Origin of the sequence: Roseomonas marmotae (assembly GCF_017654485.1) — a bacterium.
Taxonomy (GTDB): Bacteria; Pseudomonadota; Alphaproteobacteria; order Acetobacterales; family Acetobacteraceae; genus Pseudoroseomonas; species Pseudoroseomonas marmotae.
The window spans coordinates 3,313,085-3,336,324 of sequence record NZ_CP061091.1; the positions used below are offsets into that span (position 1 = coordinate 3,313,085).

25 protein-coding genes are annotated in these 23,240 nt (G+C 66.9%); 9 read left to right on the top strand and 16 right to left on the bottom strand.

The window, feature by feature from the left end; translation table 11 throughout:
• Positions 1–22: 22 nt before the first annotated feature.
• The 3 genes from IAI58_RS15640 to IAI58_RS15650 are packed head-to-tail and all read right to left on the bottom strand — an operon-like array spanning position 23 to position 4,772.
• Complete coding sequence (locus IAI58_RS15640; RefSeq protein ID WP_207444942.1) at positions 23–1,543, bottom strand: SpoVR family protein; 1,521 nt, start codon at positions 1,541–1,543, stop codon at positions 23–25.
• 16 nt (positions 1,544–1,559) lie between these two features.
• Positions 1,560–2,858 carry a YeaH/YhbH family protein gene (locus IAI58_RS15645; protein WP_207444941.1) on the bottom strand — a complete coding sequence of 433 codons (1,299 nt, stop codon included), beginning with the start codon at positions 2,856–2,858 and terminating at the stop codon, positions 1,560–1,562.
• Positions 2,859–2,891: 33 nt separating this feature from the next.
• Positions 2,892–4,772: a PrkA family serine protein kinase gene (locus IAI58_RS15650; RefSeq protein WP_408906182.1), complete on the bottom strand. Its 1,881-nt coding sequence runs from the start codon at positions 4,770–4,772 to the stop codon at positions 2,892–2,894.
• Between the two features lie 922 nt (positions 4,773–5,694).
• Here IAI58_RS15650 and IAI58_RS15655 point away from each other — a divergent pair.
• The 5 genes from IAI58_RS15655 to IAI58_RS15675 all read left to right on the top strand — a co-directional run bounded on the left by IAI58_RS15655 (position 5,695) and on the right by IAI58_RS15675 (position 10,235).
• Positions 5,695–6,576 (top strand): transporter substrate-binding domain-containing protein, encoded by an 882-nt coding sequence (locus IAI58_RS15655; protein ID WP_207444939.1) that lies wholly within the window; start codon positions 5,695–5,697, stop codon positions 6,574–6,576.
• A 71-nt stretch (positions 6,577–6,647) separates the two neighbouring features.
• Positions 6,648–7,535 carry an amino acid ABC transporter permease gene (locus tag IAI58_RS15660; protein WP_207444938.1) on the top strand — a complete coding sequence of 296 codons (888 nt, stop codon included), beginning with the start codon at positions 6,648–6,650 and terminating at the stop codon, positions 7,533–7,535.
• 33 nt (positions 7,536–7,568) lie between these two features.
• Positions 7,569–8,360 (top strand): ATP-binding cassette domain-containing protein, encoded by a 792-nt coding sequence (locus IAI58_RS15665; RefSeq protein ID WP_207444937.1) that lies wholly within the window; start codon positions 7,569–7,571, stop codon positions 8,358–8,360.
• Positions 8,361–8,364: 4 nt separating this feature from the next.
• A complete protein-coding gene (locus IAI58_RS15670) occupies positions 8,365–8,931 on the top strand; it encodes a cysteine hydrolase family protein (RefSeq protein ID WP_207444936.1) in 567 nt (188 codons plus the stop codon).
• Positions 8,928–10,235 (top strand): LLM class flavin-dependent oxidoreductase, encoded by a 1,308-nt coding sequence (locus tag IAI58_RS15675; RefSeq protein ID WP_207444935.1) that lies wholly within the window; start codon positions 8,928–8,930, stop codon positions 10,233–10,235. Before IAI58_RS15670 ends, IAI58_RS15675 begins: the two co-directional genes overlap by 4 nt.
• Before the next feature lie 21 nt (positions 10,236–10,256).
• On the opposite strand, the gene IAI58_RS15680 is transcribed toward IAI58_RS15675, so the two are convergent.
• The 5 genes from IAI58_RS15680 to IAI58_RS15700 are packed head-to-tail and all read right to left on the bottom strand — an operon-like array spanning position 10,257 to position 14,605.
• Positions 10,257–11,246, bottom strand: a complete 990-nt coding sequence (locus IAI58_RS15680; protein WP_207444934.1) for a DUF6282 family protein — start codon at positions 11,244–11,246, stop codon at positions 10,257–10,259.
• Complete coding sequence (locus tag IAI58_RS15685) at positions 11,243–12,052, bottom strand: ABC transporter permease (RefSeq protein WP_207444933.1); 810 nt, start codon at positions 12,050–12,052, stop codon at positions 11,243–11,245. The genes IAI58_RS15680 and IAI58_RS15685 overlap by 4 nt, the downstream gene beginning before the upstream one ends.
• Positions 12,049–12,864, bottom strand: a complete 816-nt coding sequence (locus IAI58_RS15690) for an ABC transporter ATP-binding protein (RefSeq protein WP_237182116.1) — start codon at positions 12,862–12,864, stop codon at positions 12,049–12,051. Before IAI58_RS15690 ends, IAI58_RS15685 begins: the two co-directional genes overlap by 4 nt.
• A complete protein-coding gene (locus tag IAI58_RS15695) occupies positions 12,861–13,625 on the bottom strand; it encodes an ABC transporter permease (RefSeq protein WP_207444932.1) in 765 nt (254 codons plus the stop codon). Before IAI58_RS15695 ends, IAI58_RS15690 begins: the two co-directional genes overlap by 4 nt.
• A gap of 2 nt (positions 13,626–13,627) precedes the next feature.
• The gene (locus IAI58_RS15700) at positions 13,628–14,605 is read right to left on the bottom strand and encodes an ABC transporter substrate-binding protein (protein WP_207444931.1); all 978 of its coding nucleotides are present in this window, start codon (positions 14,603–14,605) and stop codon (positions 13,628–13,630) included.
• Positions 14,606–14,875: 270 nt separating this feature from the next.
• Between IAI58_RS15700 and IAI58_RS15705 the strand changes: the two genes are divergently transcribed.
• A complete protein-coding gene (locus IAI58_RS15705; RefSeq protein ID WP_207444930.1) occupies positions 14,876–15,910 on the top strand; it encodes a LacI family DNA-binding transcriptional regulator in 1,035 nt (344 codons plus the stop codon).
• A 4-nt stretch (positions 15,911–15,914) separates the two neighbouring features.
• Here the strand turns inward: IAI58_RS15705 and IAI58_RS15710 are convergent, their stop codons facing one another.
• Both IAI58_RS15710 and IAI58_RS15715 read right to left on the bottom strand, forming a co-directional pair.
• Positions 15,915–16,775 (bottom strand): alpha/beta fold hydrolase, encoded by an 861-nt coding sequence (locus IAI58_RS15710; protein WP_207444929.1) that lies wholly within the window; start codon positions 16,773–16,775, stop codon positions 15,915–15,917.
• An 83-nt stretch (positions 16,776–16,858) separates the two neighbouring features.
• Positions 16,859–17,299, bottom strand: a complete 441-nt coding sequence (locus tag IAI58_RS15715; RefSeq protein WP_207444928.1) for a MarR family winged helix-turn-helix transcriptional regulator — start codon at positions 17,297–17,299, stop codon at positions 16,859–16,861.
• Between the two features lie 179 nt (positions 17,300–17,478).
• Here IAI58_RS15715 and IAI58_RS15720 point away from each other — a divergent pair, with 179 nt between their 5' ends.
• Together IAI58_RS15720 and IAI58_RS15725 are read left to right on the top strand one after the other, a co-directional pair.
• Positions 17,479–17,790, top strand: coding sequence for a hypothetical protein (locus tag IAI58_RS15720; RefSeq protein ID WP_207444927.1), 312 nt, complete (start codon positions 17,479–17,481; stop codon positions 17,788–17,790).
• A 129-nt stretch (positions 17,791–17,919) separates the two neighbouring features.
• On the top strand, positions 17,920–18,936 hold the full coding sequence (locus IAI58_RS15725; RefSeq protein WP_272874733.1) for a LacI family DNA-binding transcriptional regulator: 1,017 nt from the start codon (positions 17,920–17,922) through the stop codon (positions 18,934–18,936).
• 22 nt (positions 18,937–18,958) lie between these two features.
• Here IAI58_RS15725 and IAI58_RS15730 read toward each other — a convergent pair whose 3' ends face one another.
• The 3 genes from IAI58_RS15730 to IAI58_RS23320 form a co-directional block, all read right to left on the bottom strand.
• On the bottom strand, positions 18,959–19,366 hold the full coding sequence (locus IAI58_RS15730) for a hypothetical protein (protein ID WP_208775990.1): 408 nt from the start codon (positions 19,364–19,366) through the stop codon (positions 18,959–18,961).
• A gap of 153 nt (positions 19,367–19,519) precedes the next feature.
• Positions 19,520–19,687, bottom strand: coding sequence for a hypothetical protein (locus IAI58_RS15735; protein WP_208775991.1), 168 nt, complete (start codon positions 19,685–19,687; stop codon positions 19,520–19,522).
• A gap of 61 nt (positions 19,688–19,748) precedes the next feature.
• On the bottom strand, positions 19,749–20,168 hold the full coding sequence (locus IAI58_RS23320; RefSeq protein ID WP_207444924.1) for a helix-turn-helix domain-containing protein: 420 nt from the start codon (positions 20,166–20,168) through the stop codon (positions 19,749–19,751).
• Positions 20,169–20,304: 136 nt separating this feature from the next.
• Between IAI58_RS23320 and IAI58_RS15745 the strand changes: the two genes are divergently transcribed.
• Positions 20,305–20,814: a ferritin-like domain-containing protein gene (locus IAI58_RS15745; RefSeq protein WP_207444923.1), complete on the top strand. Its 510-nt coding sequence runs from the start codon at positions 20,305–20,307 to the stop codon at positions 20,812–20,814.
• A gap of 102 nt (positions 20,815–20,916) precedes the next feature.
• On the opposite strand, the gene IAI58_RS15750 is transcribed toward IAI58_RS15745, so the two are convergent.
• From IAI58_RS15750 to IAI58_RS15760, 3 genes are read right to left on the bottom strand one after another with little or no spacing between them, the layout of a single operon-like run.
• Positions 20,917–22,020 (bottom strand): DUF3618 domain-containing protein, encoded by a 1,104-nt coding sequence (locus IAI58_RS15750; RefSeq protein WP_207444922.1) that lies wholly within the window; start codon positions 22,018–22,020, stop codon positions 20,917–20,919.
• Positions 22,017–22,409, bottom strand: a complete 393-nt coding sequence (locus IAI58_RS15755) for a phage holin family protein (protein ID WP_207444921.1) — start codon at positions 22,407–22,409, stop codon at positions 22,017–22,019. The genes IAI58_RS15750 and IAI58_RS15755 overlap by 4 nt, the downstream gene beginning before the upstream one ends.
• The gene (locus IAI58_RS15760) at positions 22,409–23,155 is read right to left on the bottom strand and encodes a hypothetical protein (RefSeq protein ID WP_207444920.1); all 747 of its coding nucleotides are present in this window, start codon (positions 23,153–23,155) and stop codon (positions 22,409–22,411) included. The genes IAI58_RS15755 and IAI58_RS15760 overlap by 1 nt, the downstream gene beginning before the upstream one ends.
• Positions 23,156–23,240 lie beyond the last annotated feature (85 nt).

Here is a 23,240-nt window from a genome sequence, read left to right on the forward strand (position 1 = left end):
ATTCCGCACTGCCGGAGGGCAGCTACTTCAGCTCGACCGTGTTCAGCAGGCGGTCGGTACTGGCGTCATGTTCCTGTAACCGCACGGGATAGCCCCAGAGGTCGCGGATATAGGACAGGCAGGCCGAGGCAGAGCCCGACTCCAGCAGCCGCCCGTCATAGACGGCGTGGGAGAGGATCAGCCGCCGGTCGCCCAGCAGCTCGACATCCACCACGTTGATATCGGGCTCATGGACCGAAAGGTCATAGCTCCGCGACAGCTCCCGCCGCACGGCGCGGTAGCCATCCTCGTTGTGGATGCTGCGCACCTCCGCATGTCCCTCCCCCGCCGTGGCGGAGACATGGAACATGCGGAAATCCCGGATGACCTTGGGCGAGAGATATTGCAACACGAAGCTCTCATCCCGATGCGTGGCCCAGATGGAGCGCAGCGTCCCGTAGGGGTCGCCATTGCCCGCGATCTCCGGGAACCAGTACCGGTCCTCTGATGTCGGTTCGGTGCAGATGCGCTTGATATCGTTCATCATGGCGAAGCCAAGCGCATAGGGATTCCAGCCGGAAAAACGTGGGTCGTCCCAACCCGGCTGGAAGATCACCGCGGTATGTGAATGCAAGAACTCCTGGAAGTTACCGTCGGAAATCTGGCCGCGGTCATGCATCCGCTGCATGATCTCGTAATGCGTGAAGGTGGCGCAGCCTTCATTCATTACCTTGGTCTGCTTCTGCGGGTAGAAATACTGGCCGATCGTCCGGACGATGCGGATCAGCTCCCGCTCCCAGCCCCGCAGCGCCGGCGCGTTCTTCTCGATGAAATAGAGGAGGTTCTCCTCCGGCAGGTTCAGCCGCGCGCGCATCTCGGCCGCCGCCCGGGCACGCTCGTCCATGTTCATGGAGTCCAGCACATCAACCCCCGGCACGGTGCTCCAGAGCGGGTTGTAGGTGGTTTCCTCATACTCGCGCCGAGCTTCGGCCCGCCGTTGCTCCTCCCGCAACTGCTTGACCCGGCGGCGGTAGCGGTTCACGCCCTGGGATTGCAGTGCGTGGGCGGCATCCAGGATGCGCTCGACCGCCGGCAGGCCATAACGCGCCTCGCATTTCGCCACATAGGCGGTCGCGAATTCGAGATACTCAAGAATCCCCTCCGCATCCGTCCATTGCTGGAACATGTGGTTGTTCTTGAAGAAATGATTGTGACCGAAGGCGGCGTGCGCCACGACCAGGGCCTGCATGGTCATCGTGTTCTCCTCCATGATGTAGGAGATGCACGGACTCGAATTGATAACGATCTCATAGGCGAGGCCCTGGGCACCGGCACGGTAAAGCGCGTGGTCGCGCGCGAAGTGCTTGCCGAATGACCAGTGGCTGTACATCAGCGGCAGGCCGGTGGAGCTGTAGCGCTCCAGCATCTGCTCTGAGGTGATCACCTCGATCTGGTTTGGATAAACGTCAAGCCCAAGCTCGTTCAGCGCGATGTCCTCGATCGCGTCGTGGACGGTCTTCAGCGTGCCGAAATCCCAGTCAGCGCCCTTGTAGAGCAGGGACATTGCTCAGCCCTCCCGCCTATCGCGCGGCCTCCGAAGCCTGCGTGCTGCCGCGCCGGAACAGGTCGGCGAAAACACCCCAGATCTCGCCGGGCGCGGTCACCTGCCGCCTCGCCAGACGTCTGCCGGCCCCATCGGTGCCAATCTCATGATAGGCACTCCAGAGGTCGCTCTCCCGCCCGATGCCGAGCCCGTCCCGGGTTTCGATGTAGGCAAAATACTGCACCATCGGCAGCACGGAATCCCGCATCAGCGCCACGGTGCGGGCGTTGTCCGAGCCGTAATTATCGCCGTCCGAGGCCTGGGCCGCATAGATATTCCAGGCCGAGGCCGGATAGCGTGCCGTCGCGATCCGCAGCATCTCATCTAGGGCAGAGGAGACGACGGTACCGCCTGTCTCGCGACCCCGGAAGAAGGTCTCCTCATCCACCTCCTGCGCCTTCTCCGTATGGCGGATGAAAACGACTGCCACTTTCTCGTATTTCCGCTCCAGGAAGAGATGCAGCAGCATGAAGAAGCGCTTCGCGAGATCCTTCATGTGCTCGGTCATGGAGCCAGAGACATCCATCAGGCAGAACATCACGGCCTGGGTACGCGGATGGGGCGATGGTTCGAAGCGATTGTAACGGAGATCCACGGGGTCGATGAACGGCACTGCCGCGGCACGGCGCGCGGCCGCCTGCAGCGCCTCCCGCGCCTTGCTGATCTCCTCGGGGTCGCCGCTCTCCACGGCCCGGTCCACGGCTTCCTGCAGCGCGTTCATGGCGCTTGGGCCGGGGCGGTGAAGCGCCACTCGCCGTCCCATGCTGTTACGCATGGTCCGTGTCAGATTCAGCGAGGTCGGCGCGCCCGAGACCGAGATACCCGCCCGCCGGGGGCGAGGCTCGCTCATGTCGCCGATCTCGCGCCTCACCAGTTCCGGCAGTTCCAGGTCTCCGAAGAAGATATCCAGGAACTCTGCCCTGGTGAGCGCGAATTCGAAAGCATCCTGCCCCTCCCCGGAATCGGAGGCGCGGTTGCCACGGCCACCCGCGCCGCCGCTGGAGGGGATGCGGTCGCCGGGCACGAAGCGCTCATTGCCCGGCACCACGATATCACGCCGCCCCCCCGGGCCGTGCCGCAGGAAAGGCTCGGCCGTGCCGGAACTCCTGACCTTCACCTGGTCCTTGGAGTCGCTCGACCCGATATCAGCCACCCGGCGGCTGGCAATACTGTCCGCTACCGCCTTCCTCACCTGCTCACGTGCCCGCTGCAGGAACCGCTGCCGGTCCGAGAGGATCTTGCCCTTGGGGTTGGGCCTGCGGTCCACAATGTTCACGAGTCGCCTACTCCTCGTCCCACTCGCCCCGGTTCACCCCGCCTGCTTCACCCGCATGTACCATTCCACCAGGCGGCGGACCTGCCGGGCAGTGTAGCCGCGCTCGACCATCCGCTCCACGAAGTCGTGGTGCTTACGCTCAGTTTCCCCATCCTTCTTGGCGCCGAAGGAGATCACGGGCAGCAGGTCCTCGACCTGCGAGAACATACGCTTCTCGATAACCTCGCGGATCTTCTCGTAGCTGGTCCAGCGCGGCATGCGGCCGCCATTATTACCCTTTGCCCGCAACGCAAATTTGACGATCTCGTTGCGGAAATCCTTAGGGTTGGCGATGCCGGCCGGCTTCTCGATTTTGGTCAGCTCTGCGTTCAGCGCCTCGCGGCTCATCATCGCGCCGGTGTCGGGATCTTTGAAATCAATGTCCTCGATCCAGGCATCGGCCCAGTCCACGTAACGCTCGAACAGGTTCTGGCCATAATCACCATAGCTTTCCAGATAGGCTTTCTGGATCTCCTTGCCGACGAACTCGGCATAGCGGGGCGCGATCTCCTTTTTGACAAGGCCCAGGTAGCGTTCCTCCGTCTCCGCCGGCAGCTGCTCCCGGCGGACGGCATTCTCCAGCACATACATGAGATGGACCGGGTCGGCCGCGACCTCGGTGGGGTCGTGGTTAAAGGTGGCGGAGAGCACCTTGAAGGCGAAGCGTGTGGACATGCCGTCCATACCCTCGTTCTGCCCGGCTCCGTCCCGATATTCCTGGGTAGAGCGGGCGCGGGGGTCGGTGTCCTTCAGGCTCTCGCCGTCATAGACCCGCATCTTGCTGAAGAGGTTGCTGTTCTCATGCGCCCGCAACCGCGTCATGACGGAGAAGCGGGCCAGCATCTCCAGCGTGCCGGGCGCGCATGGCGCGGTCGCCAACTCGGAATTGCCGATCAGCTTCCCGTAGATCTTCGCTTCTTCCGTCACGCGCAGGCAATATGGCACCTGTATGGTGCAGACGCGGTCCAGAAAGGCCTCGTTGTTCTTGTTGTTCCGGAAGGTCGCCCATTCCGACTCGTTGGAATGGGCCAGGATGATGCCGTTGAATGGAATGGCGCCAATGGGCTCGGTGCCGACGTAGTTCCGCTCCTGCGTCGCCGTCAGCAGCGGATGCAGCATCTTGATCGGCGCCTTGAACATCTCGACGAATTCAAGGAGCCCCTGATTGGCCCGGTTCAGGCCGCCTGAGAAGCCATAGGCATCTGCGTCCTTCTGGCTGAAAGCCTCCAGCAGCCGGATATCCACCTTGCCCACGAGGGTGGAGATATCCTGGTTGTTCTCGTCCCCCGGCTCAACCTTGGCGATGGCGACCTGCCGGGCGCGGGAAGGCATCAGGCGCACAACGCTGAACTTGAAGACGTCGCCGCCGAATTCCTCCAGCCGCTTCTGCGCCCAGGGGCTCATCACGCCGCCGACCAGGCGCCTGGAGATGCCGTATTCCGCCTCCACCTGCTCCCCCACCGTATCCCGGTCGAACAGCGCGAGGGGGCTTTCGAAGACAGGGCTTATCTCCCTACCCGCCTTGAGCGCGTAGATCGGCTCCTGCTCCATCAGCGCCTTGAGGCGCTCGGCCAGGGAAGACTTGCCACCGCCCACGGGGCCCAGCAGGTAGAGGATCTGCTTGCTCTCCTCCAGCCCCTGGGCCGAATGCCGGAAAAAGGCGACGATCCGCTCGATCGCCTCTTCCATTCCATGAAATTCCGAGAAGGCGGGATAACGGCGGATCGTCCGGTTCAGGAAGATCCGGCCCAGGCGGGGGTCCTTCGCGGTATCGACCATTTCCGGCTCGCCGATCGCTTTCAGCATGCGCTCGGCGGCACTGGCATAGGCCCCCCGGTCCCTACGGCAGAGATCCAGATATTCATCGAGGGTCATCTCGACCTCGCGCCTGTTCTCATACGCGCCCGAGATTCTGGACCGCAGGGACAACGTCTCGCTGCTCATTCGACCTAACCTCCTGAATGCCAACCTTCGCCGGCTCTGCGGAGCTTCGCCCTTCCTGGCCGGGCACCTAGCTATGCATCATCAACAGTTCAGCCATGTCATAGAATTGAAGCAAATTTCCGTGAAATTCCCGTTCGGAATTCACGGACTCCGCACCCCCGTATATGTTGTGGCAGAAACGGCCCCTTCAAAAACAAATAGTTGAGGCACCACGAGAGAGTCACGAAATCGTCAACGCCCCTGTCGAAGCCGCTTTCAGGCATTTTGACACGGCCTTGCCTCATTCCGCCCTCACGGCGTAATAGTTGCGGTTTTCGAGAGAACACAGCCCAAGAACACCGCTTATTGATGCGGAAAACCGCAGTTGTGCCGGAGCGGCATTTGTGGCCCGCGACACTCCTGCGGCGTCGGCGGAAGGAAAGCGGGACGCAACCCACGCATTACGGCGCCCGATGCGGCGGCGGCCCCCGCCGATTCGTACATGACGCCCAATCCTCTCCCCCGGATTTCCTGGTGTCCCTGCAACAGCGGGGCCAAAGCCGTGGCCCCATCCGAAGGTCGGCATTGTCATCGGACCTGGCCGCTCATAACTGCCGGATTAGAGTGCAGACAGGGATCGAGGACGACCAACTCACAGGCACAGGCGAGACGCCTGCCAGGGCTCAAGCGCCGGGAATGAGGCGAGGAGCCGGTATCCGGGTCGAACGCCGCGCGAAAACCTGCAAGATAGCGGCGACGCAAGCCAAGGCCGAGCTCGCCCCGCGGCAGGCCAAGGCAGCGCTCCATGAAGGTCTCCACTCTCCCATGGCGGCGGTGAGCCGGCCATGCCACGCACTTGAATCGGAAAGTCATCATGACAGCTTCCCCTCACAGGGCATTCCGGGCGCGTCTTGGCGCCGCGTTGCTGGGGCTCGGCCTGCTGCTGGCGCATCCTCTGGCACCCCGCGCCGCCGAACTGAATGCCGAGGCGCGCGCCGCCCTGCCGGAAGCGACCCGCAATGCCGGCGTGCTGAAGGTCGCCACCTCGCTGCAATGGCCGCCCTTCGCCTTCAAGGCGGAGGCCGGCGGCCCTGACGGCATCGATATCCGCCTGATGCAGCTGCTGGCCGGGAAGCTGGGACTGAAGGCCGAATTCGAGGACATCAAGTTCCCGACCATCATCCCGGGCGTGGTGAATGGCCGCTACAATGTTGGCATCAACCAGATCGGCCGCACGGCCGAGCGGCTGCGGGTCGTCAACCTGCTGCCCTACTTCAATTCCGGCTATGGCCTGCTGGTGCGCCAGGGCACGACGGATGTCGATGTGAACAATCTCTGCGGCCGCACGCTGGTGCTGACCCAGGGCAGCGCGCAGATCCAGGTGGCGGAGCAGCTTTCGGCCGATTGCGTGGCGGCCGGCAAGGAAAAGATCGCCTTCCTGTTCTTTCCCAATAGCGCCGATACCTATCTGGCGCTCTCCAACGGGCGCGGCGATGGCTTCCTGACGGCGAAGGCCGTCGGCATCTATATCGCCAAGGGCAACCCGAAGCTGCAGATGACCGAGAGCACCCTGCCCGACCGCTCCACCCTCTCCGGCATCGTCATTGCCAAGAACAACGCGGCGCTGGAGAAGGCCATCCAGATGGCGCTGGAAAGCGCCGTACAGGACGGCAGCTACGTCAGGCTGCTGGAGGAATTCGGCGTGCCGGATGGCGCGGTGACGGTCGAGCAGATCCGCAACCCACCACCGGCCTGAGCCCGGAAACCCGGTGCGCGGGACCGCCAGGCCCCGCCCCGGACAGGATGCAAGGACGACAGGGAAGACGGATGGCGACAGCTTTCAACCCGCAGGCGGCGGCCGGGCCTCTCTCAGCGGCGCCGCAGATCCTGCCCGCACCGCGCACCGGGCGATGGTTCGGCGTGGCGCTGATCCTGCTGGTCGCCACCTGGATCGCCTATCAGGTCATGGTCAACCCTGGCTTCCAGTGGCAGATCGTCGGCCGCTACATGCTCCATGCGGATGTGCTGGCCGGCGTGGCCATGACGCTGCAGCTGACAGCGCTGGTGATGGTGATGGGCACCATCATCGGCATCGCCATCGCGCTGATGCGCCTCTCCGGCGACCCGGTGCTGGGTTTCTGCGCCCATGCCTTCGTCTGGTTCTTCCGTGGCACGCCGGTTCTGGTGCAGCTGGTCTTCTGGTACAACCTCGCCTCCCTCTTCCCCGAACTGTCCCTCGGCATTCCTTTCGGCGGGCCGAAATTCTTCGAGATCTCCGCCACGGTCGCCATCTCCTCCTTCACCGCTGCCATGCTCGGCCTGGGGCTGAACGAGGCCGCCTATATGGCGGAGATCGTGCGCGCCGGCATGCTCTCGGTCGATCCTGGCCAGAAGGAGGCCTCCAAGGCGCTGGGCCACCGCCCCTGGCAGACCTTCCGTGTCGTCGTGCTGCCGCAGGCCATGAAGGCCATCGTGCCGCCCACCGGCAACCAGGTGATCGGCATGCTGAAATACACCTCCATCGCCAGCGTCGTGGCGCTGGGGGAGCTGATGCATTCCGTGGAGAATATCTATTCCCGCACCTTCGAGACCATTCCGCTGCTGATCGTCGCGGCGCTCTGGTATCTCATCATGGTCAGCATCCTCTCCGTCTTCCAGTATTTCATCGAGCGCCACTACGCGCGCGGCGCCTCAGATTTCGACCATGCGCACTGACACCGCCGCCGGTCCGGAGAGAGGATGATGGACATGGCTGTCATCGAAGAAGGGGCGCCGCTGGTCCGCATCGTCGATGTCTGGAAGCAGCGCGGCCGCAACATGGTGCTGAAGGGCGTCCATATGCAGGCCATGCGCGGGCAGGTGGTCTGCCTGCTGGGGCCCTCCGGTGCTGGCAAGAGCACCTTGCTCCGCTGCATCAATGCCCTGGAGGCCTGCGACCGCGGCATCGTCTATATTGATGGCGTGGCCATCGGCTGCGAGGAGCGCAACGGCGCCTTTTACCGGATGCCGGAGCGCAGATTGAGCCGCCAGCGCGCCGAGATCGGCATGGTGTTCCAGAACTTCAATCTCTTCCCGCATATGTCCGTGCTCGACAACATCATCGACGCGCCCATCCGCGTGAGAGGGGAGAAGCGCAGCGCGGCGACGGAACGCGCGCATGACCTGCTGGCGCGGGTCGGGCTTTCGGAGAAGGTCCATGCCTATCCCCGCCAGCTCTCCGGCGGGCAGCAGCAGCGCATTGCCATCGCCCGCGCGCTTGCCATGACGCCCAAGCTGATGCTCTTTGACGAGCCGACCTCGGCGCTGGACCCGCATCTGGTGGGCGAGGTGCTGGAGGTCATCAAGGACTTGGCCGCCACGGGCATGACCATGATCATCGTGACGCATGAGGTGCAGTTCGCCCGCGAGGTGGCGGATACGGTGGCCATCATGGTGGATGGCGTGATCGCCGAAGCCGGCCCGCCCTCGCAGGTGCTGGCGCATCCGCGCGACCCGCGCGTGCAGTCCTTCCTGGCCCGTTCGCTGCGGGAGCTCGCCTGAAGCCATGGCCCATACCCGTGACTGGCTGATGGTCATCGACCACCAGCCCGCCTTCTCCCATCCCGATAGCCCCTGGTTCACCCCTTCCTTCCCCGAGATCTCCGGCCGTATCGCGCGGCTGGTGCCACTATTCGGGGAGCGCGTGCTTTTCACCCGTTTCGTCCCCCCCACGCGACTGAGCGGCAGCTGGTCGCGCTACTACGAGAAATGGCCCTTCGCCCGGCAGCCTTCCTCCGACTGGCTCTGGGCCGTGGACGCGCCCTGGCAGGACCGCGCCAGCTTCGCCAGCCATACTTTCTCCAAATGGCTGCCGGAAGCCTATGAGCGCTTCGGACCCGAGCCCGGCGTCGTGCTCTGCGGCGTCTCCACCGATTGCTGCGTGCTGGCGACGGCGCTGGCGGCAGTGGATGGCGGCGCGCAGGTGCGGCTGGTGGAGGATGCCTGCGCGGCAAAGTCGCCGGACGTCCATGACAATGCGCTGGCCATCATGGCCGCCCGCGCCCCGCAGCTGACGGTGGTAACGACGGACGAGGAATGCGCCCGCGCCACCGGAGAAGGAGCCCCGGCATGAGCCGCAGGATGATACATCTCGGCCTTCTTGTCCTGGGCGCCGGCAACCACGTCGCGGGCTGGCGGATGCCGGATGCGGAATTCGGTTCGCAGAACCTGCCGCTGCTACAGCGGATCGCGCGGATCGCCGAGCGTGGCAGGTTCGACATGCTGTTCTTCGCCGATGCGGTGAACACCGGCATCGACGCCCATCCCGGCATGATGGTGCGCTTCGAGCCGCTGACCCTGCTCGCGGCACTCGCCATGGGCACCGAGCGCATCGGCCTGGGCGCCACTGTCTCCACCACCTATTCCGAGCCCTACAACCTCGCCCGTGCCCTGGCCTCGCTCGACCATCTCAGCGGCGGGCGCATCGGCTGGAACGTCGTCACCGGCTCCAGCCCCGATGCGGCGGCCAATTTCAGCCGCGACCAGCACCCGCCGCATGCCGAGCGCTATGCCATGGCCGCCGAATACCTGCAGGTGGTCAAGGGGCTGTGGGACAGCTGGGAGGAGGATGCGATCGTCGGCGACAAGCAGCGCGGCATCTTCGCCGATCCCGCCAAGCTGCATGTGCTGAACCACGAAGGGCAGTACTACCGGGTCAAGGGTCCGCTCAACATCACCCGCCCGCCGCAGGGCTATCCGGTGATCCTGCAGGCCGGCGCCTCGGAGGCCGGGCGAAACCTTGCCGCCGCCACCGCCGAGGTGGTCTTCACCGTGCAGCAGGAGATGGAGGGCGCGCTGGCCTTCGCGCAGGACCTGCGCGACCGCTGCGAGCGGGCCGGGCGGCCGCGCGATGCCATCCGCATCCTGCCGGGCGTCTGCCCCATCATCGGCCGCAGCGAGGCCGAGGCGAAGGCGAAGATTACCGAACTGGCGGCGCTGGCCGATCCGCAGGCGGCGATGCGCGTGCTGTCCGACCGGCTGGGCCACGACCTCTCCGGCTATCCGCTGGACGGACCGCTGCCGGAACTGCCGCCCTCCGGCATGATGCAGGGCCATGCCGTCACCCTCACCGCCATCGCCCGCAAGCACCAGATGACCATCCGGGAACTGCGCGATTTCACGTCGGCCAGCTCAGGCCACCGCCTGGTCCTCGGCACGCCGGAGATGATCGCCGACGACCTTGAAGCCTGGTTCCGCAGCGGTGCCGCAGATGGCTTCATGATCAAGACCACCCATTATCCCGGCCCCTTCGAGGAATTCGTGGACCAGGTGGTGCCGATCCTGGTGCGGCGCGGGCTGTTCCGCAGCGAATACGAGGGCCGGACCCTGCGCGAGCACCTGGGCCTGCCGCGGCCGGAGCATCCGGCGCGCGGCTGACCCGGTCGCGTCCCGGCCGCCTTACTGCGCGGCCGCCAGCTCCGGCGCGCGGGCGGCTTCCGCCCAGGCGGGGAGGCCCAGCAGGCGGCGCGGATTGTCCCGCACCAGCAGCGCGGCATCGGTGTGGGAGAGGCCGTGATGCAGCATGCTGCCCAGCGTCATCCGCAGCAGCTCCGGCGCCGGCGGCATCCAGCCAAAGAAGCAATCCGTCGTCAGCACCACATTCTCCGCCCCGACCTCACGGATGATCTCCAGGCATTCCGCCATGGGCAGGCGCTGGAAGGCGGGCGTGAAGCCGATGGCGCAGAACTCCACCGTGCCGCCGGCGGCGACGATGGCGCGGATATCCTCCCGCGTCGCGCCGATGGAATGGCTGTCGGGGTGCTGGAACATCACCTCCCGCACGCCCAGGCGCCTGGCTTCCGTCACGACCGCCACGCTCTCACGCGGAGAAATATGGCCGGTGGCCACCATCATGCCGAACGCGGCCGCGATGGCCAGGCAGTCCGTCACCTCCGGACGGATACGGCCGGCGGAATCCAGGACCGTCAGCCCATCCTCGGGTAAGAACTTCTTCGCGCTCTCCAGGTAGCCACCGAGATAGCGGCTCATGCCGCCACGACGCTGGTCGGCCTCGGCGCCCCAGGTCGGCATGAAAAGGACACGCGCGCCCTGCCGCGCCGCCGCTTCCACCGCCACGGGCAGGAAGCCGCCGGCGCAGGGATTCATCGTGATGGAGGGGAAGGCCTCCGCCCCCAGCCCCATCTGGTTCAGATGCCAGGAGATGGTGGTGGTCGGGAAGAAATGCGACTTCATGACGATGCCGGCCATGCCGGCGGCGGCGGCCTGGCGCAGCTCCTCCGCATCGCTCTGGCGGGTCGGATGAGCGAAGGTGAATTCGGGGAAGCCGTGGTGGTGCAGGTCGACCGCCCCGTGCAGCAGGGCGTCCAGCGCGGGCATGGCCGGCATGGCGCCCTCGCGCGGCGACAGATGGTCGATACGGTCAGTCATGACTGCTGTCCTGTTTCCGGCCGCCAGCGCGACGCGCGGCGCTCCAGGCGGCTGATGAGCATGTCCAGGCCGCCGGCCAGCACCAGCACCAGCAGGATGCCGAAATAGACCTGCGGGGTGCGGAACATGGTCCGGTTCTGGGTGATGAGGAATCCGATGCCATCGGTGGAGGCCAGCATCTCCGCCACCACCACGCCCACCGTGACTAACGCGCCGCCGACACGCAGGCCGGAGACGATGGCCGGCAGCGCGGCGGGGATCACGACCTCGACCATCATCGGCCAGAAGCGCGCGCCCTGGGCGCGGGCCATGGTGATGAGATTGCGGTCCACCAGCTGCACGCCGGCGGCCGTGGACAGGATCACCGGGAAGACGCCGTAGAGGCTGGCGAACCAGACCTTGCTGGCGGGTCCGATGCCGAACCATGCCGTCATGACGGGATAGATCACGATCAGCGGCAGCGCGTAGAACGATGAGACCAGCGGCAGCGCCACAGCGCGGCCGAAGGGGGAAAGGCCCACCGCCAGCCCGATCAGGCTGCCCAGCCCATAGGCGAAGATCAGTGAGACCAGGATCTCGCCGAAGGTGAAGGCCAGGGCGCTGGCGAAGAAATCCCACTCCGCGAAGCCCTCTATCAGCGTGGCGCTGGGCGTCGCCAGGATGACCGGCGGTACCCAGCCGGCGCGCGGGGCAATTTCCCACAGTGCCAGCAGGACCGCCAGGCACAGCCAGCGCAACGCCACCGGGGAGAGGCGCCAGCCGCCCGCCTTCGCGCCCGTGGGGGCCGGCAGGGTCGTGGTGCTCACGACTGCCTCCGGATCAGGCTCCAGATCTGCTCGCGCAGCTTGCCGAAATGCTCGGTCGCCATCATCTCCCAGGTGCGGGGGCGCGGCAGGTCGATCTCGATGCGCGCCAGCACCTCGCCCGGGCGGCCGCTGAGGACCACGACCTCGTCGCAGAGATAGACGGCCTCGGTCAGGCCATGGGTGACGAAGACCACGGTCTTGCGGTGCTGGTCCCAGATGCGCAGCAGCTCATCGCCCAGCGTCATGCGGGTCTGCTCGTCCAGCGCCGCGAAGGGCTCGTCCATCAGCAGGACCGGCGGGTCCTGGCAGAAGCCGCGCGCGATGGCCACACGCTGCTTCATGCCGCCCGAAAGCTCGTGCGGGTGGCGGTTCTCGAAGCCCTTCAGGCCCACCAGATGCAGCAGTTGCTCGGCTTTGGCCTCCCGTTCGGCACGCGGCACGCCGCGCAGCTTCAGCGGGAAGGCCACATTCTCCAGCGCCGTGCGCCAGGGCAGAAGGCTCGCTTCCTGGAAGACGACGCCGATGCGGTCCGGCGCGGGGCCGGTGACGGGCGCGCCGCGCACGGTGATGCGCCCCTCGCTGGGCTTCACCAGCCCCGCCATCATCATCAGCAGCGAGGATTTGCCGCAGCCGGAAGGTCCCACCAGCCCGACGAAGCGGCCGGGCGCGATGGAAAGCCCGATGTCACGCAGCGCCAGAACCGAACCGCGGCCGGTCTCGTAGCGATGCGTGAGCCCCTCGACCAGGATTTCGGATTGCTGCGCCCCGGCGCCATGCAGGTGGTCGGGACGCTCGGCCAGATGCAGGCTCATGCGGTTCTCCAGGCGCCGGCGCGGCGCTCCAGCGCGCGCAGCGTCTCGTTGACGATGATGCTGAGGGCGGCGGCAATCAGGACGCCCGCGAAAAGCTCGGGCATCTGGAAAGTCTCTCCCCAGGTGGTGAAACGCTGGCCCAGCCCGGCGCGGGAGACATACATCTCCGCGAAGATCACGCCGGCGATGTTGAAGATCATGCCGAGCCGCAGGCCTTCCAGGATCAGCGGCAGCATCGCGTTCCAATAGATCTCGGTCCATATCTGCCGTCGCGTGGCGCCATTCGCATGAGCGAGGCGCAGCAGGTCACGCGGCACAGCGGCGACCGCCGCCGATGTCGCGATGACCAGGACGAAGAGCGCCTGGAAGACCCCGAAGGCGACCTTCTGCCCGAAGCCGATGCCGAAGAGCAGGATGAAGACCGGCAGGAAGACCGATTTCGGCACCGCCGCGATAAAATGGAAGAATGGCTTGAAGGCGCGGCCGAGATAGGGACTCTCGGCCAGCACCAGCCCGATGCCGACGCCCAGCGGCGCGGCGATGACCACCGCCAGCGACACTTCCTGGATCGTGACCCAGAGATGGCGGCGGAAGCTTTCATCCGCCATCAGGGAAAAGGCGCGTGGAACCACCAGGCTGGGCGGCGGCAGCAGCCGGGCATCGGCCAGGCCCGACTGACTCGCCACTTCCCAGGCCAGGAACAGCGCCAGGATCACCGCCGCCTGCGCGAGCAGGACGGCGCCACGTCCACGCGCCGCCATGGTCAGGCGTCGATCGCGGTGACGGGGAAGAATTCCGTCGAGAACATCGACTTCGCCGAGGGCAGTTCCTGCAGCCCGGCCAGCCGGCCGAGGGCGAGCGAGTTCTCGACCCATTCCTCCTTGATCGTGCCGTCATCCGAGAGGCCCATGATGGTATTCTCGAATTCCAGCTTCGCCACGGCGGGGGAGAACTTGCTCTGCTCCTGGATGAAGTTCACCGTCCAGTCCGGGTTCTTCTTCATGTAGCGCGTGGCGGAATAGATGCCGACCAGCGCCTTCTGGATGGCGTCCTTCTTCTGCGTCAGCACCTTGTCGGCGGCGACCCAGACATCCGGCAGGTTGGGCTGCATGGCGGTGCCGAGATCGACCACCACCTTCGCGTCGCCCGAGGATTCCAGCTGATACGAAAGCGGCGGATAGGCAACGATGGCATCGACATTGCCAGCCAGCAGCCCCGGGATCAGGCCGCCGCCGCCCAGCGGAATGCGGGAGACCATGCTGCCCGATTGCTGCGCCGCCCAGAGGGCGAAGAAATCCGTGGTCGAGCCATTGGCGCTGACGCCGATCTTCTTGCGCGCCAGGTCCTTCACGCCAGAGAGCGGGCTGTCCTTCTTCGCCATGATCTTCCAGCCGCGCGGCGTCAGCGTGCCCGCGCCGATGATGGTGGCGGCGACACCACGCTGCTTCGCCAGCGCCACCCCGGGCGGGAAGTAGTTGATCATATCGGCCTCGCCCGCCGCCACGGCCTCCATGGCAGCGGAGCCGCCGGCGAAGCCGGTGAACTCGACCTTCAGGCCCAGCTTCTCGAACAAGCCGAGCTTGTTGGCGGCATGAACAGGCAGCACCGGGCCGTAATTCGGCGTGCCGCCGACGCGCAGCAGCGTGGTCTGGGCCAGGGCGGGGCGCTTCAGCGCCGCAGATGCGAAGAGGCCGGCGCCGGCAGCCACGAGGGCGCTGCGGCGCGTCAGGGGAGCGCGCATGAGACGTTTCTCCAATATGGCCAGTCATCCCTGCCGGCCTTTCCCGGCGGAAGCTAAAGGCCGGCACAGCCTCTGTCCACCGAATTGTGCATACGTGTGCACATTGCCGCGCATGACCAGCAGTCAGGAAAGCTCGATTTGCTCGTCTGTTGCTCCCGTTTTCCCCGTTGCCAACCAGTGGATCAGAAGGCCATCACGCCCATACGCCCGAGTATGCGCATCCGTGTGCGCGGCCTTTCGCACCAGTGACCGCGGCCGTAGGATCCGTCCATGCCCCCATCCGGCAACGGCGCGCCGCGCCTTGACCAACGTGTCACCGTCATCACCATCGCCCAGCGCGCGGGCGTTGCGAGTTCCACCGTATCCCGCGCGCTGAATGGCGATACGCGCATCTCCGCCGCCACGCGGGAACGGATCGCCGGCATTGCCCTGGACCTGGGCTATATGCCGGACCCGCTGGCGCGCACCCTTTCCGGCGGGCGCAGCGGCCTGATCGGACTGGTGCTGGGGCCGGTGGAAAACCCCTTCTACGTGGCGCTGCTGCAGGAGGTGGTGGCGCAGGCCGCCACGCTGGGGGTGCGGCTGCTGATCCTGCATCTCGGCGCCGGTGCGCTGGAGGAGGAGACCGCCCGCGCCCTGCTGCAATACCGCGTGGATGGCTGCCTCGTGACATCGGCGCAGCTTTCCTCCCACATCGCCAGCATCTGCGGGCAGCGCGGCGTGCCCGTCGTCATGCTGAACCGCGTGACGCGGCTGCGCGCGTCCTCCGTCTCCTGCGACAATCTCAGCGGCGCCGCCGACATGGCGGGCTTCCTGCTGGCCGAAGGGCATCGGCGCTTCGCCCTGGTGGCCACCGACAGCGCCAGTTCCACGGCGCTGGAACGCGAGGATGGCTTCCAACGCGGGTTGGCCGCTGCGGGGCTTGAAGCGGTACGCGTCAGCGGCGGCACATCCAGCTGGACGGGCGGCTTCATCGCGGGGGAGCGGATCGCCGGCCTGCCGGCGGAACAGCGCCCGGATGCCATCTTCGCCGTCAGTGATGTGATGGCGCTTGGCGTCATCGACGCGCTGCGCCGTGCCGGGTTGCGGGTGCCGGAGGATATTTCCGTCACCGGCTTCGACGACATCGAGGAAGGCGCGCGCCCGACCTATATGTTGACCACCATGTCCCAGCCCCTGGTCCCGATGGTGCGGCGCGGGCTGGAGCTGCTGCTGGCCCGCATGCGGGACCCGTCCATGCCGGATGAGATCACCCTGCTGCGCGGTACCCTGACGGTGCGGGGCTCCACGCGCAGCAGGGCCTGAGGCGTTACCCGGCGACGAAGCCCTTGATCGCGCCCATCATCGCCTCCGGCTCATCGGCGCGGATGGAGTGGCTGCTGTTCTCGAAGATCCGCAGCGCGGAACCGGGGATCAGGCGGTGGATCTCCTCGGAGAATTCCGGTGCGCAGATCCAGTCGTGCCGGCCAGCCAGGACCAGTGTCCTGGCGGTGATGCGCGAGAGTTCCGGCCGCAGGTCGAAATTCCGCAGGAAACCGCCTGGACGGAACGCGCGGTCGAGGGCCAGTGGCTCATAGAGCGTGCGGCTGCGCCCGTTCTGGCTGGCCTTGGGGTCATGGGTGGTGGAATAGAGCGGCCCCATGACGGCGTAGTATTCCCGCAGATCCTCCACGGTCAGCAGCTCACCATCCCAGAGTTTCTGGGAGACGCGCTGCTGTTCCGGCGTGCCGCGTTCCCGCACGATCTCCTGCGCGCGCGCAACGAAGCCGGAATGCGCGGCGGTGACGACGGCGACGAGATGCGAGACGGAAGCCGGATAGCGTGCCGCATGGGCCAGGGCCACCATGCCGCCATAGCTCGTGCCGATTGAGACGATGGGACCGAGGCCGAGATACTGGCGCAACGCCTCCAGGTCCTCGACATTCTCGTCGAGCGTATAGCTCTCCGGGTCGCCCTTCGCGGAGCGCCCCTGGCCGCGATGGTCGATATAGACAAGCTGCATCTCTTCAGCGAGCGGCGAGAAGCCCGGCTTGAAGCCGGAATGGTCGCCGCCCGGGCCGCCATGCAGGACGAAGGCCACCGGGCGCTCCCGCATCCGCGGGCCGTCGGGCACCAGCCCCATGCCCTCCACGTCGAAATAGATCTCGGTTCCGCGAATCCTGGCGCGCATCGCCCGGGCCTCCTCTAGCAGTATCCGACAGGATGCTCGCACGGCCGCGGCCAAGGCGGAACCCATACCCCCCGGAGGCAGGCTTAGTCCCGCTTCGGCGCCAGGCTGTCCCGCAGGCGGAGGACGCCCTCGCGCAGGGCCTCCACTTCCTCCGGGCGAGTGATCGGGGTGCGCTCCCACCAGCCGGGCAGGCTGCGGGCCTTGGCGTAAAGTTGCCGCCCCTCCTCCGTCAGCGTCACCCGCACCTGCCGCTCATCGGCGGCATCGCGCGCGCGCTGGACCAGCCCGGCCGTCTCCAGCCGCTTCAGCAACGGGGTCAGCGTGCTGGATTCCAGGAAGAGCTTCTCGCCCAGCGCTCCGACCGTCCGGCCGTCCCTGGCCCAGAGCAGCAGCATCACGAGATACTGCGGATAGGTCAGTCCAAGCTTGTCCAGGATCGGCTTCTGGGCGCGCTGGATGGCGTGGGCCGTGGAATGGATGGCGAAGCAGAGCAGATCGTCGAGGTCAGGGCATGCAGAAGACATGGTACGGGGCATCCTCAGGGCTAGAAGGATTATATTCCCCATATAGGTCGCACACGATTGAGGCGTGCGCGCCAGTAAGGCATGACTGCCATGCGGGAAGAACAGTCGCGCGCGATAAGGTAGCGGACTATAAACGCCCCAACACATCTTCCCACGCAGCCATCCCAGGATCACACATCATGACCGCCTTCCGCACCCTCCTCGCCGCCACCGCCCTCCTCGCCACCTCCGCCGCCGCCGCCTCCGCCAACCCCCTCACGGTCCAGAGCCAGGGCGAGACCTTCGCCGTCCAATACGCCGCTGACCACACCGGCAACATCCTTGGCGGCGGCGCCGTCCGCACCGAAGGCAACGGCAACAGCCTCCGCATCATCCACCTGAACAACGCCTTTGCCCGCCAGCCCAGCGGCATCCCCACCTTCTCCGGCGGCTCCGAAGGCTCCATAGCCTATCTCCCCCTCCCCGCCAGCATGAACCTCGTTCACCGGTAATCTTCCCCCAGGCGCGGCGCGCGGCACCGCGCGCCGCGCCTCCGCCCCCTCGCCTTGGGCGTCAAATATTATTCCACATATTCATCTAAACGGCTGACGAACGGCGCAGGCAGCGTTAGGCTGCCCGGGATGAGCCCGAGCCGACCTCGCGGAAACAAGCCCCGCATCCATGATGTCGCCCGCCTCGCGGGCGTGTCCCTCATGACGGTCTCCCGCACCATGCGCGGTTCTGAATCCGTCACGCCCGAAACCAGGCGCAGGGTGCAGGATGCCGCGCGCTCCATCGGTTATGTACCGGACCGGGCGGCAGGCGCGCTGAAGGCGGGGACAGGCAATCTTGTCGGCGCCATCATGCCGAACATCCATAACATTCTGTTCGCGGAGATGCTGCAGGGCCTGGGCGATGGCCTCAACAGCCATGCCCTGGCGCTGTCCGTGGGCATCAGCCGCCGCTCCCGCGCCGAGGAACGGCGGCTGGTGGGCGAGTTCCTGGCCATGCGCCCCTGCGGCATCGTGCTGCACGACACCCAGCATCTGCCGGAAACGCGCGCCCGGCTGCAGGATGCCGGCATTCCCATCGTCGAACTGGGCGACCTGCCGCGCAACCCGATCGACATGGCCGTCAGCTTTTCCAACCGCGCCGCCGCGCGCGCCGTCACCACGCATCTGATCGGGCGGGGTTACCGCCGCATCGCCTTCGTCAGCATCCCCTTCCGCTCCTCCACCTCCAGCCGGCTCCGCATGGCCGGCTATCGCGACGCATTGCGGGCGGCCGGCCTGCCCTTCGACGAAGACCGGGTCATCGAGACGCCCGGGGGCTATCCGGAAGCGGAGGTGGCGCTGGACAGCCTCTGGCGCATCACGCCCCGGCCAGATGCGATCTTCGGCGCCAGCGACGTACTGGCCGTGGGGATGCTTCTGGCGGCGCAGCGGCGCGGCATTTCCGTACCGCGGCAACTGGCGGTGGCGGGCTTCGACGACCATGCGGTGGCCGGCGCCATCTCGCCCCGCCTGACCAGCTTGTCCATCCCGCGTTACCGGATGGGCGCCACCGCAGCGGATGCCATCGTCGCCCGCATACGCGGCCAATCCATGCCGGCAATTTCCGATCTCGGTTTCGAGTTGATCGAGGGCGAATCCACCTGAGCGCAGCCGGCGGGATGCGACGCTAACCCGCCGCGATCTCCTTCTCGGCCCACCGGTGCATGTCGCGCCACAGGCGCAGTTCGCGGCGCGCATCCTCCAGCGCGCGATGCGCCGGCGGACCTTCCGCCTCTTCTGCCCGCATCGCCGCGGAACGGATCCTGTCGACAGCCGCCTGCCACCCGGCCTCGGGCAGCCCGGCCCGCCGCAGCACGGCCAGGATGGCGTCACGCTGCGCTTCCTCAGTGTCGCGCAGCCGCAGCGCGTGGCGCGGCAAACCGGCGGCACGCAGCAGGCGGCTGTTCCATTGCCCATCCCAGGACGGCGCGGAGGCATAAAGCTCGTGGCCCGTCAGCGCCTCCAGCATGCGCCGGGCCACGCGGTCATGCGGCTCCCCCTCCCGCCGCAGCCGCTCCAGCGGAATGCCATGCACCCGCTCCGCCTCCTCGCTCCATTCCTCCCAGTCCGGCGCGGGGCGGATCAGGTGGCTCTCCTCCGTGCCATCCTCGGCAGCCTAGCCCACTTCCACGGGAAATCCGTGCTTGCCCAGGCTGCTGGCCTCGAAGTCGAGAAAGATGATCACGGGTCAGCTGCCAGCCGGTTCCACATCCGGGCTGATCTGCGAGGCTGGACCGCCGGGGGATCTCCGTTCCTCATCCTCCGGACGGACGCGCTGGCGCTCCAGGCGTTGCAGGCGTTCCTCCGGCGTCTCCTCGCTGAGGGGCTCGGGCTTCTTGGTCGGGGTGTCCATCATCCTGTCCTCCATGCCGCCAGAACGCCCGGGCCGCCGGATGGTGGCAGCGGCGCCGCCGAGGTCAGCCGATGCGCCGCCCGCGCGCCGGGGCACGGGCAGGCTGGTCGGGCTCCGGTCCCGCCATCCGCGTCACCACCTGCAACAACGCTGCCCGTCCCGGCACATCGAGCCGCCGGTAGGCCCGGAGCAGCGCCTCCTCATCCCCCGCCAGCAGCCCCAGCGAGGCCTGTTCCTCCTCCAGCAGCTCCTGTGGTGGCTGCACATCCGGGTCGAGCCCGACGAGATAGGAGACCGAGGTGCCCAGCGCCTCCGCCAGCCGTACCAGGCGCTGCCCGCGCGGCACCGGCGCCTTGCCCGCCCGCAGCCGCTCCAGGAAATCCTCCGGCAGCCCGGCCTGCCGGAAGGCCTCGGCCGGGTCGATGCCGAGCCGGTCCAGCCGGCTGACGATCCGCTCGGCCATGGGCGGGATGTCGATCTCCATGCGGCACTCCCTTCGCGTCGTGACGGTCTGCACGTCCTGAACGCCGATGGCGGCGGATATGGCAGCACATCATGCATCGGTCAGCCACCACATGCGTTGAGTCGAGGTCCGCCAACCCATTGAGGAGACCTGATCCATGCAGGAAAGCTACCGCGATACCTACATCACCGGTCTGGTCAACGCGCGCGCGCTGGAAGTTCAGGCCATCGAACTCATGTCACGCCAGCTTGATCGCCTGCAAAGCTACCCGGAAGTGGAATCCGTGTTGCGGAAACATGTTGCGGAGACCGAGCAGCAGCGCGACCGCCTGGACCAGCTGCTGCAGGCGCAGGGCACGTCGCATTCCAGCTTCAAGGATTTCGTCACGGGGGTGATGGGCAATATGGCCGCCATGGGCCATGTGCCGATGCAGGATGAGATCATCAAGAACTCTCTCGCCAACTATGCTTTCGAGCATTTCGAGATCGCCTCCTATAAATCCCTGCTGACCCTGGCCGACCTGGCCGGCGATACCCAGGCCCCGTCCGTGCTGAAGCTCTCCTTGAGCGAGGAGGAGCGGATGGCGCAGTGGTGTGAAGACAACCTCGACGCCATCACGCGCAAATATGCCTCGCTGCGCGCGCAGGGCGAGAAGGCCGGCATCTGACCGGCACACCCACAGAAAAGCCCGCGAAGGCACTGGCCTTCGCGGGCTTTTTCATGGTCCCGGCGGCGGGGCTGCTCCGCCGCCGGGATTAAGAGGTGGCGTTCAGATACGCGCCGCCTTGTCGTCGGTCTTGTCCTGCTTCTCCAGCCCCGCCTGGGCAGCACCCTTGTCGATACCGGATTTGGCGGTGTCGCCCAGGTCACGGGCGGCGTCCGTCACCGTCTCCCGCACGCCGCGCGCGACATCCGCGACCGTATCCCCCAGGGAGGATGCCGAAGGCGCGGAGCCGCTCAGCTTGCTCCGCACCTCCTGCACCCGGTCGGTCACAACCTCCTTCGCCTGCTCATACTGCTCCTGCGCCATGCCGCCGAGCTGGCTGGTCATCGCATCGCTGGCATCGCCCATCAGGCGGTCCTCGGTCTGCGTACGCGGCAGCAGCGCACCCAGCGCGGCGCCGACGGCCAGGCCCAGCGCGCCCAGCAGCAGCGGCTGCTCACTGGCCATACGGTTCAAGCCATGACTCATCTGGCCGCCATACTGGCTGGCACTGCCCATCGCGGAATTCCAGCCCTGGCCGGCCATATGCGTGGCGTCATGCCGGTAGGCACGGGCCGTGTCGTTGGCGGAGCCCAGCGCGTCACCGACACTGCCGGCCATGCCGGAAGCCGCGCCGGCCATCGAGGAGGCGGCGTCGCTGGCCGCCGAAGCCGCCGCGCCGAGCGCGTCGCGTGCGCTGCTGGCCGCGGAGCCGATGGCGCTGCCGACGCTGCTTGCCACCCCTTCCGCACCATCGCGCAGGGAAGCCGTGGCATCCGAGACCCGGTCGGTGATGCCCGGGCCGGAGGCCTGGTGGACGACATGCATGCGGGTCGAGGGCGAGGGCGGCGGCAGGGCCCGCTGCGGCTGCAGGGGCACGGCCTGCTGATGCGGGGCAGTGCGGTTCTGGCTGCCGAGCAGCATCCAGCCGATACCGGCGCCGATCAGCAGGACCGGCAACGGGTTGTCCCGCACGGAAGTCCCGAGGTTCCGCACGAATTCGGCGCCGCCCGAGCCGCGCGCGTAATCGACGACCTGGTCCATGATCTGGCCGGGCGACATGCTATCACGCAGCGCATCGATGGTCTGTGTCACCCGGGCGCGGGTCTGTTCGACATCCGCCTCGATATCCGCGGCGGAACGGGTATCGGAATGGCTGCTGTCGCTCATCGCACGGCCTCCTTGGCCAGGGTTGCGTCGCGGGAAACCTGATGCGCGGTCCGTTCCGGCGTCAGGTTGGCCGCCTTCATCTTGTTCATGCCGGAACGCAGAAGCACATAGGCGATGCCGGCGACGACGATGCCGACGATGAAGCCGGCAAGCCAGGTGGTGAGGCCGAAGGTGACCAGCAGGGCCACCACGGCCTGCAACAGGATCACCACCGCCGCCATCAGCAGTGCCGCGGCGATGCCGATGGATGTCGCGGCGGTGCCGACCTGGCCGATCTTCTCGTTCAGCTCGGCGCGTGCCAGCTGAACTTCCTTCCGGACCAGCGAGGATGTCTGCTGCAACAGATCACCCAGCAGGTCGGGAACGGTCCTGTTGGTGTCGGACGACATCAGGACGTCCTCCCGCCGGACCCGGTTTCGTCGATCGTCGGCATGCTGCCCGGCGCGGCCGTGCCGGGCTTATGCGCGACGGCGCCGCCCAGCGTGGCGGCCGGCATGGTCGCTGGCTGCAGCGGCGCAGTGCCTGCGGCGCTTCCGGTGCCACCCGGCACCCAACCCGGCGCGCGGTCCGTCGTCGCCGCGCCACCCGCAATCCCCGTGCCGCCTGGCATCCCGGTCCGGCCCGTCAGCCCCCGGGTGCCGGTCGTGCCGGCCTGGCCATCCGAGGAACTCTTGGCGAAGCGCGCGAGGGCGAAGCCCGCCACCACGGCGGCGCCGAAGAAGGCCGTGGGCTGGCGCCGCGCGAAGCCGCTGGCCTCCCGCATCAGGTCGCCCACGCTGCGCTCCCGCAGGGATGCCGACACGCTTTCGATGGAATCGGCCGCGGAGCGCACGTGGCGCGCGATTTCCGGCGAGGAGCTCTCCAGGTCATCGGCCACCCGGCGCGTCGCCTCCGCCAGGCCGGCGCCGCGCTCGGCGCCCATCTCCTTGCCGCGCTCGGCCAGATCCTCCGCCTTTTCCATGGCCGCGGAGGACAGGTCCTGGCCGACGGCCTTGATATCCTCGACCGCCTTGCTGCCCTCCGCGCTCACCTCATCGGCAACGCGCCGGGCCTCCTGCTTCACGGCCGCACCCTGCTCCTGCAGGGTCGCGCGGGTCTTGTCGATGGTCGATTCTTCACCGGGCTTGCCGGACATGCCGCCAGCCTGTCCTGCCGGCGGCTGCCCTCCCGGGGGTGGATAGCTTGAACTCATGGCCGTTCCTCTTTTCTTACATACGGGC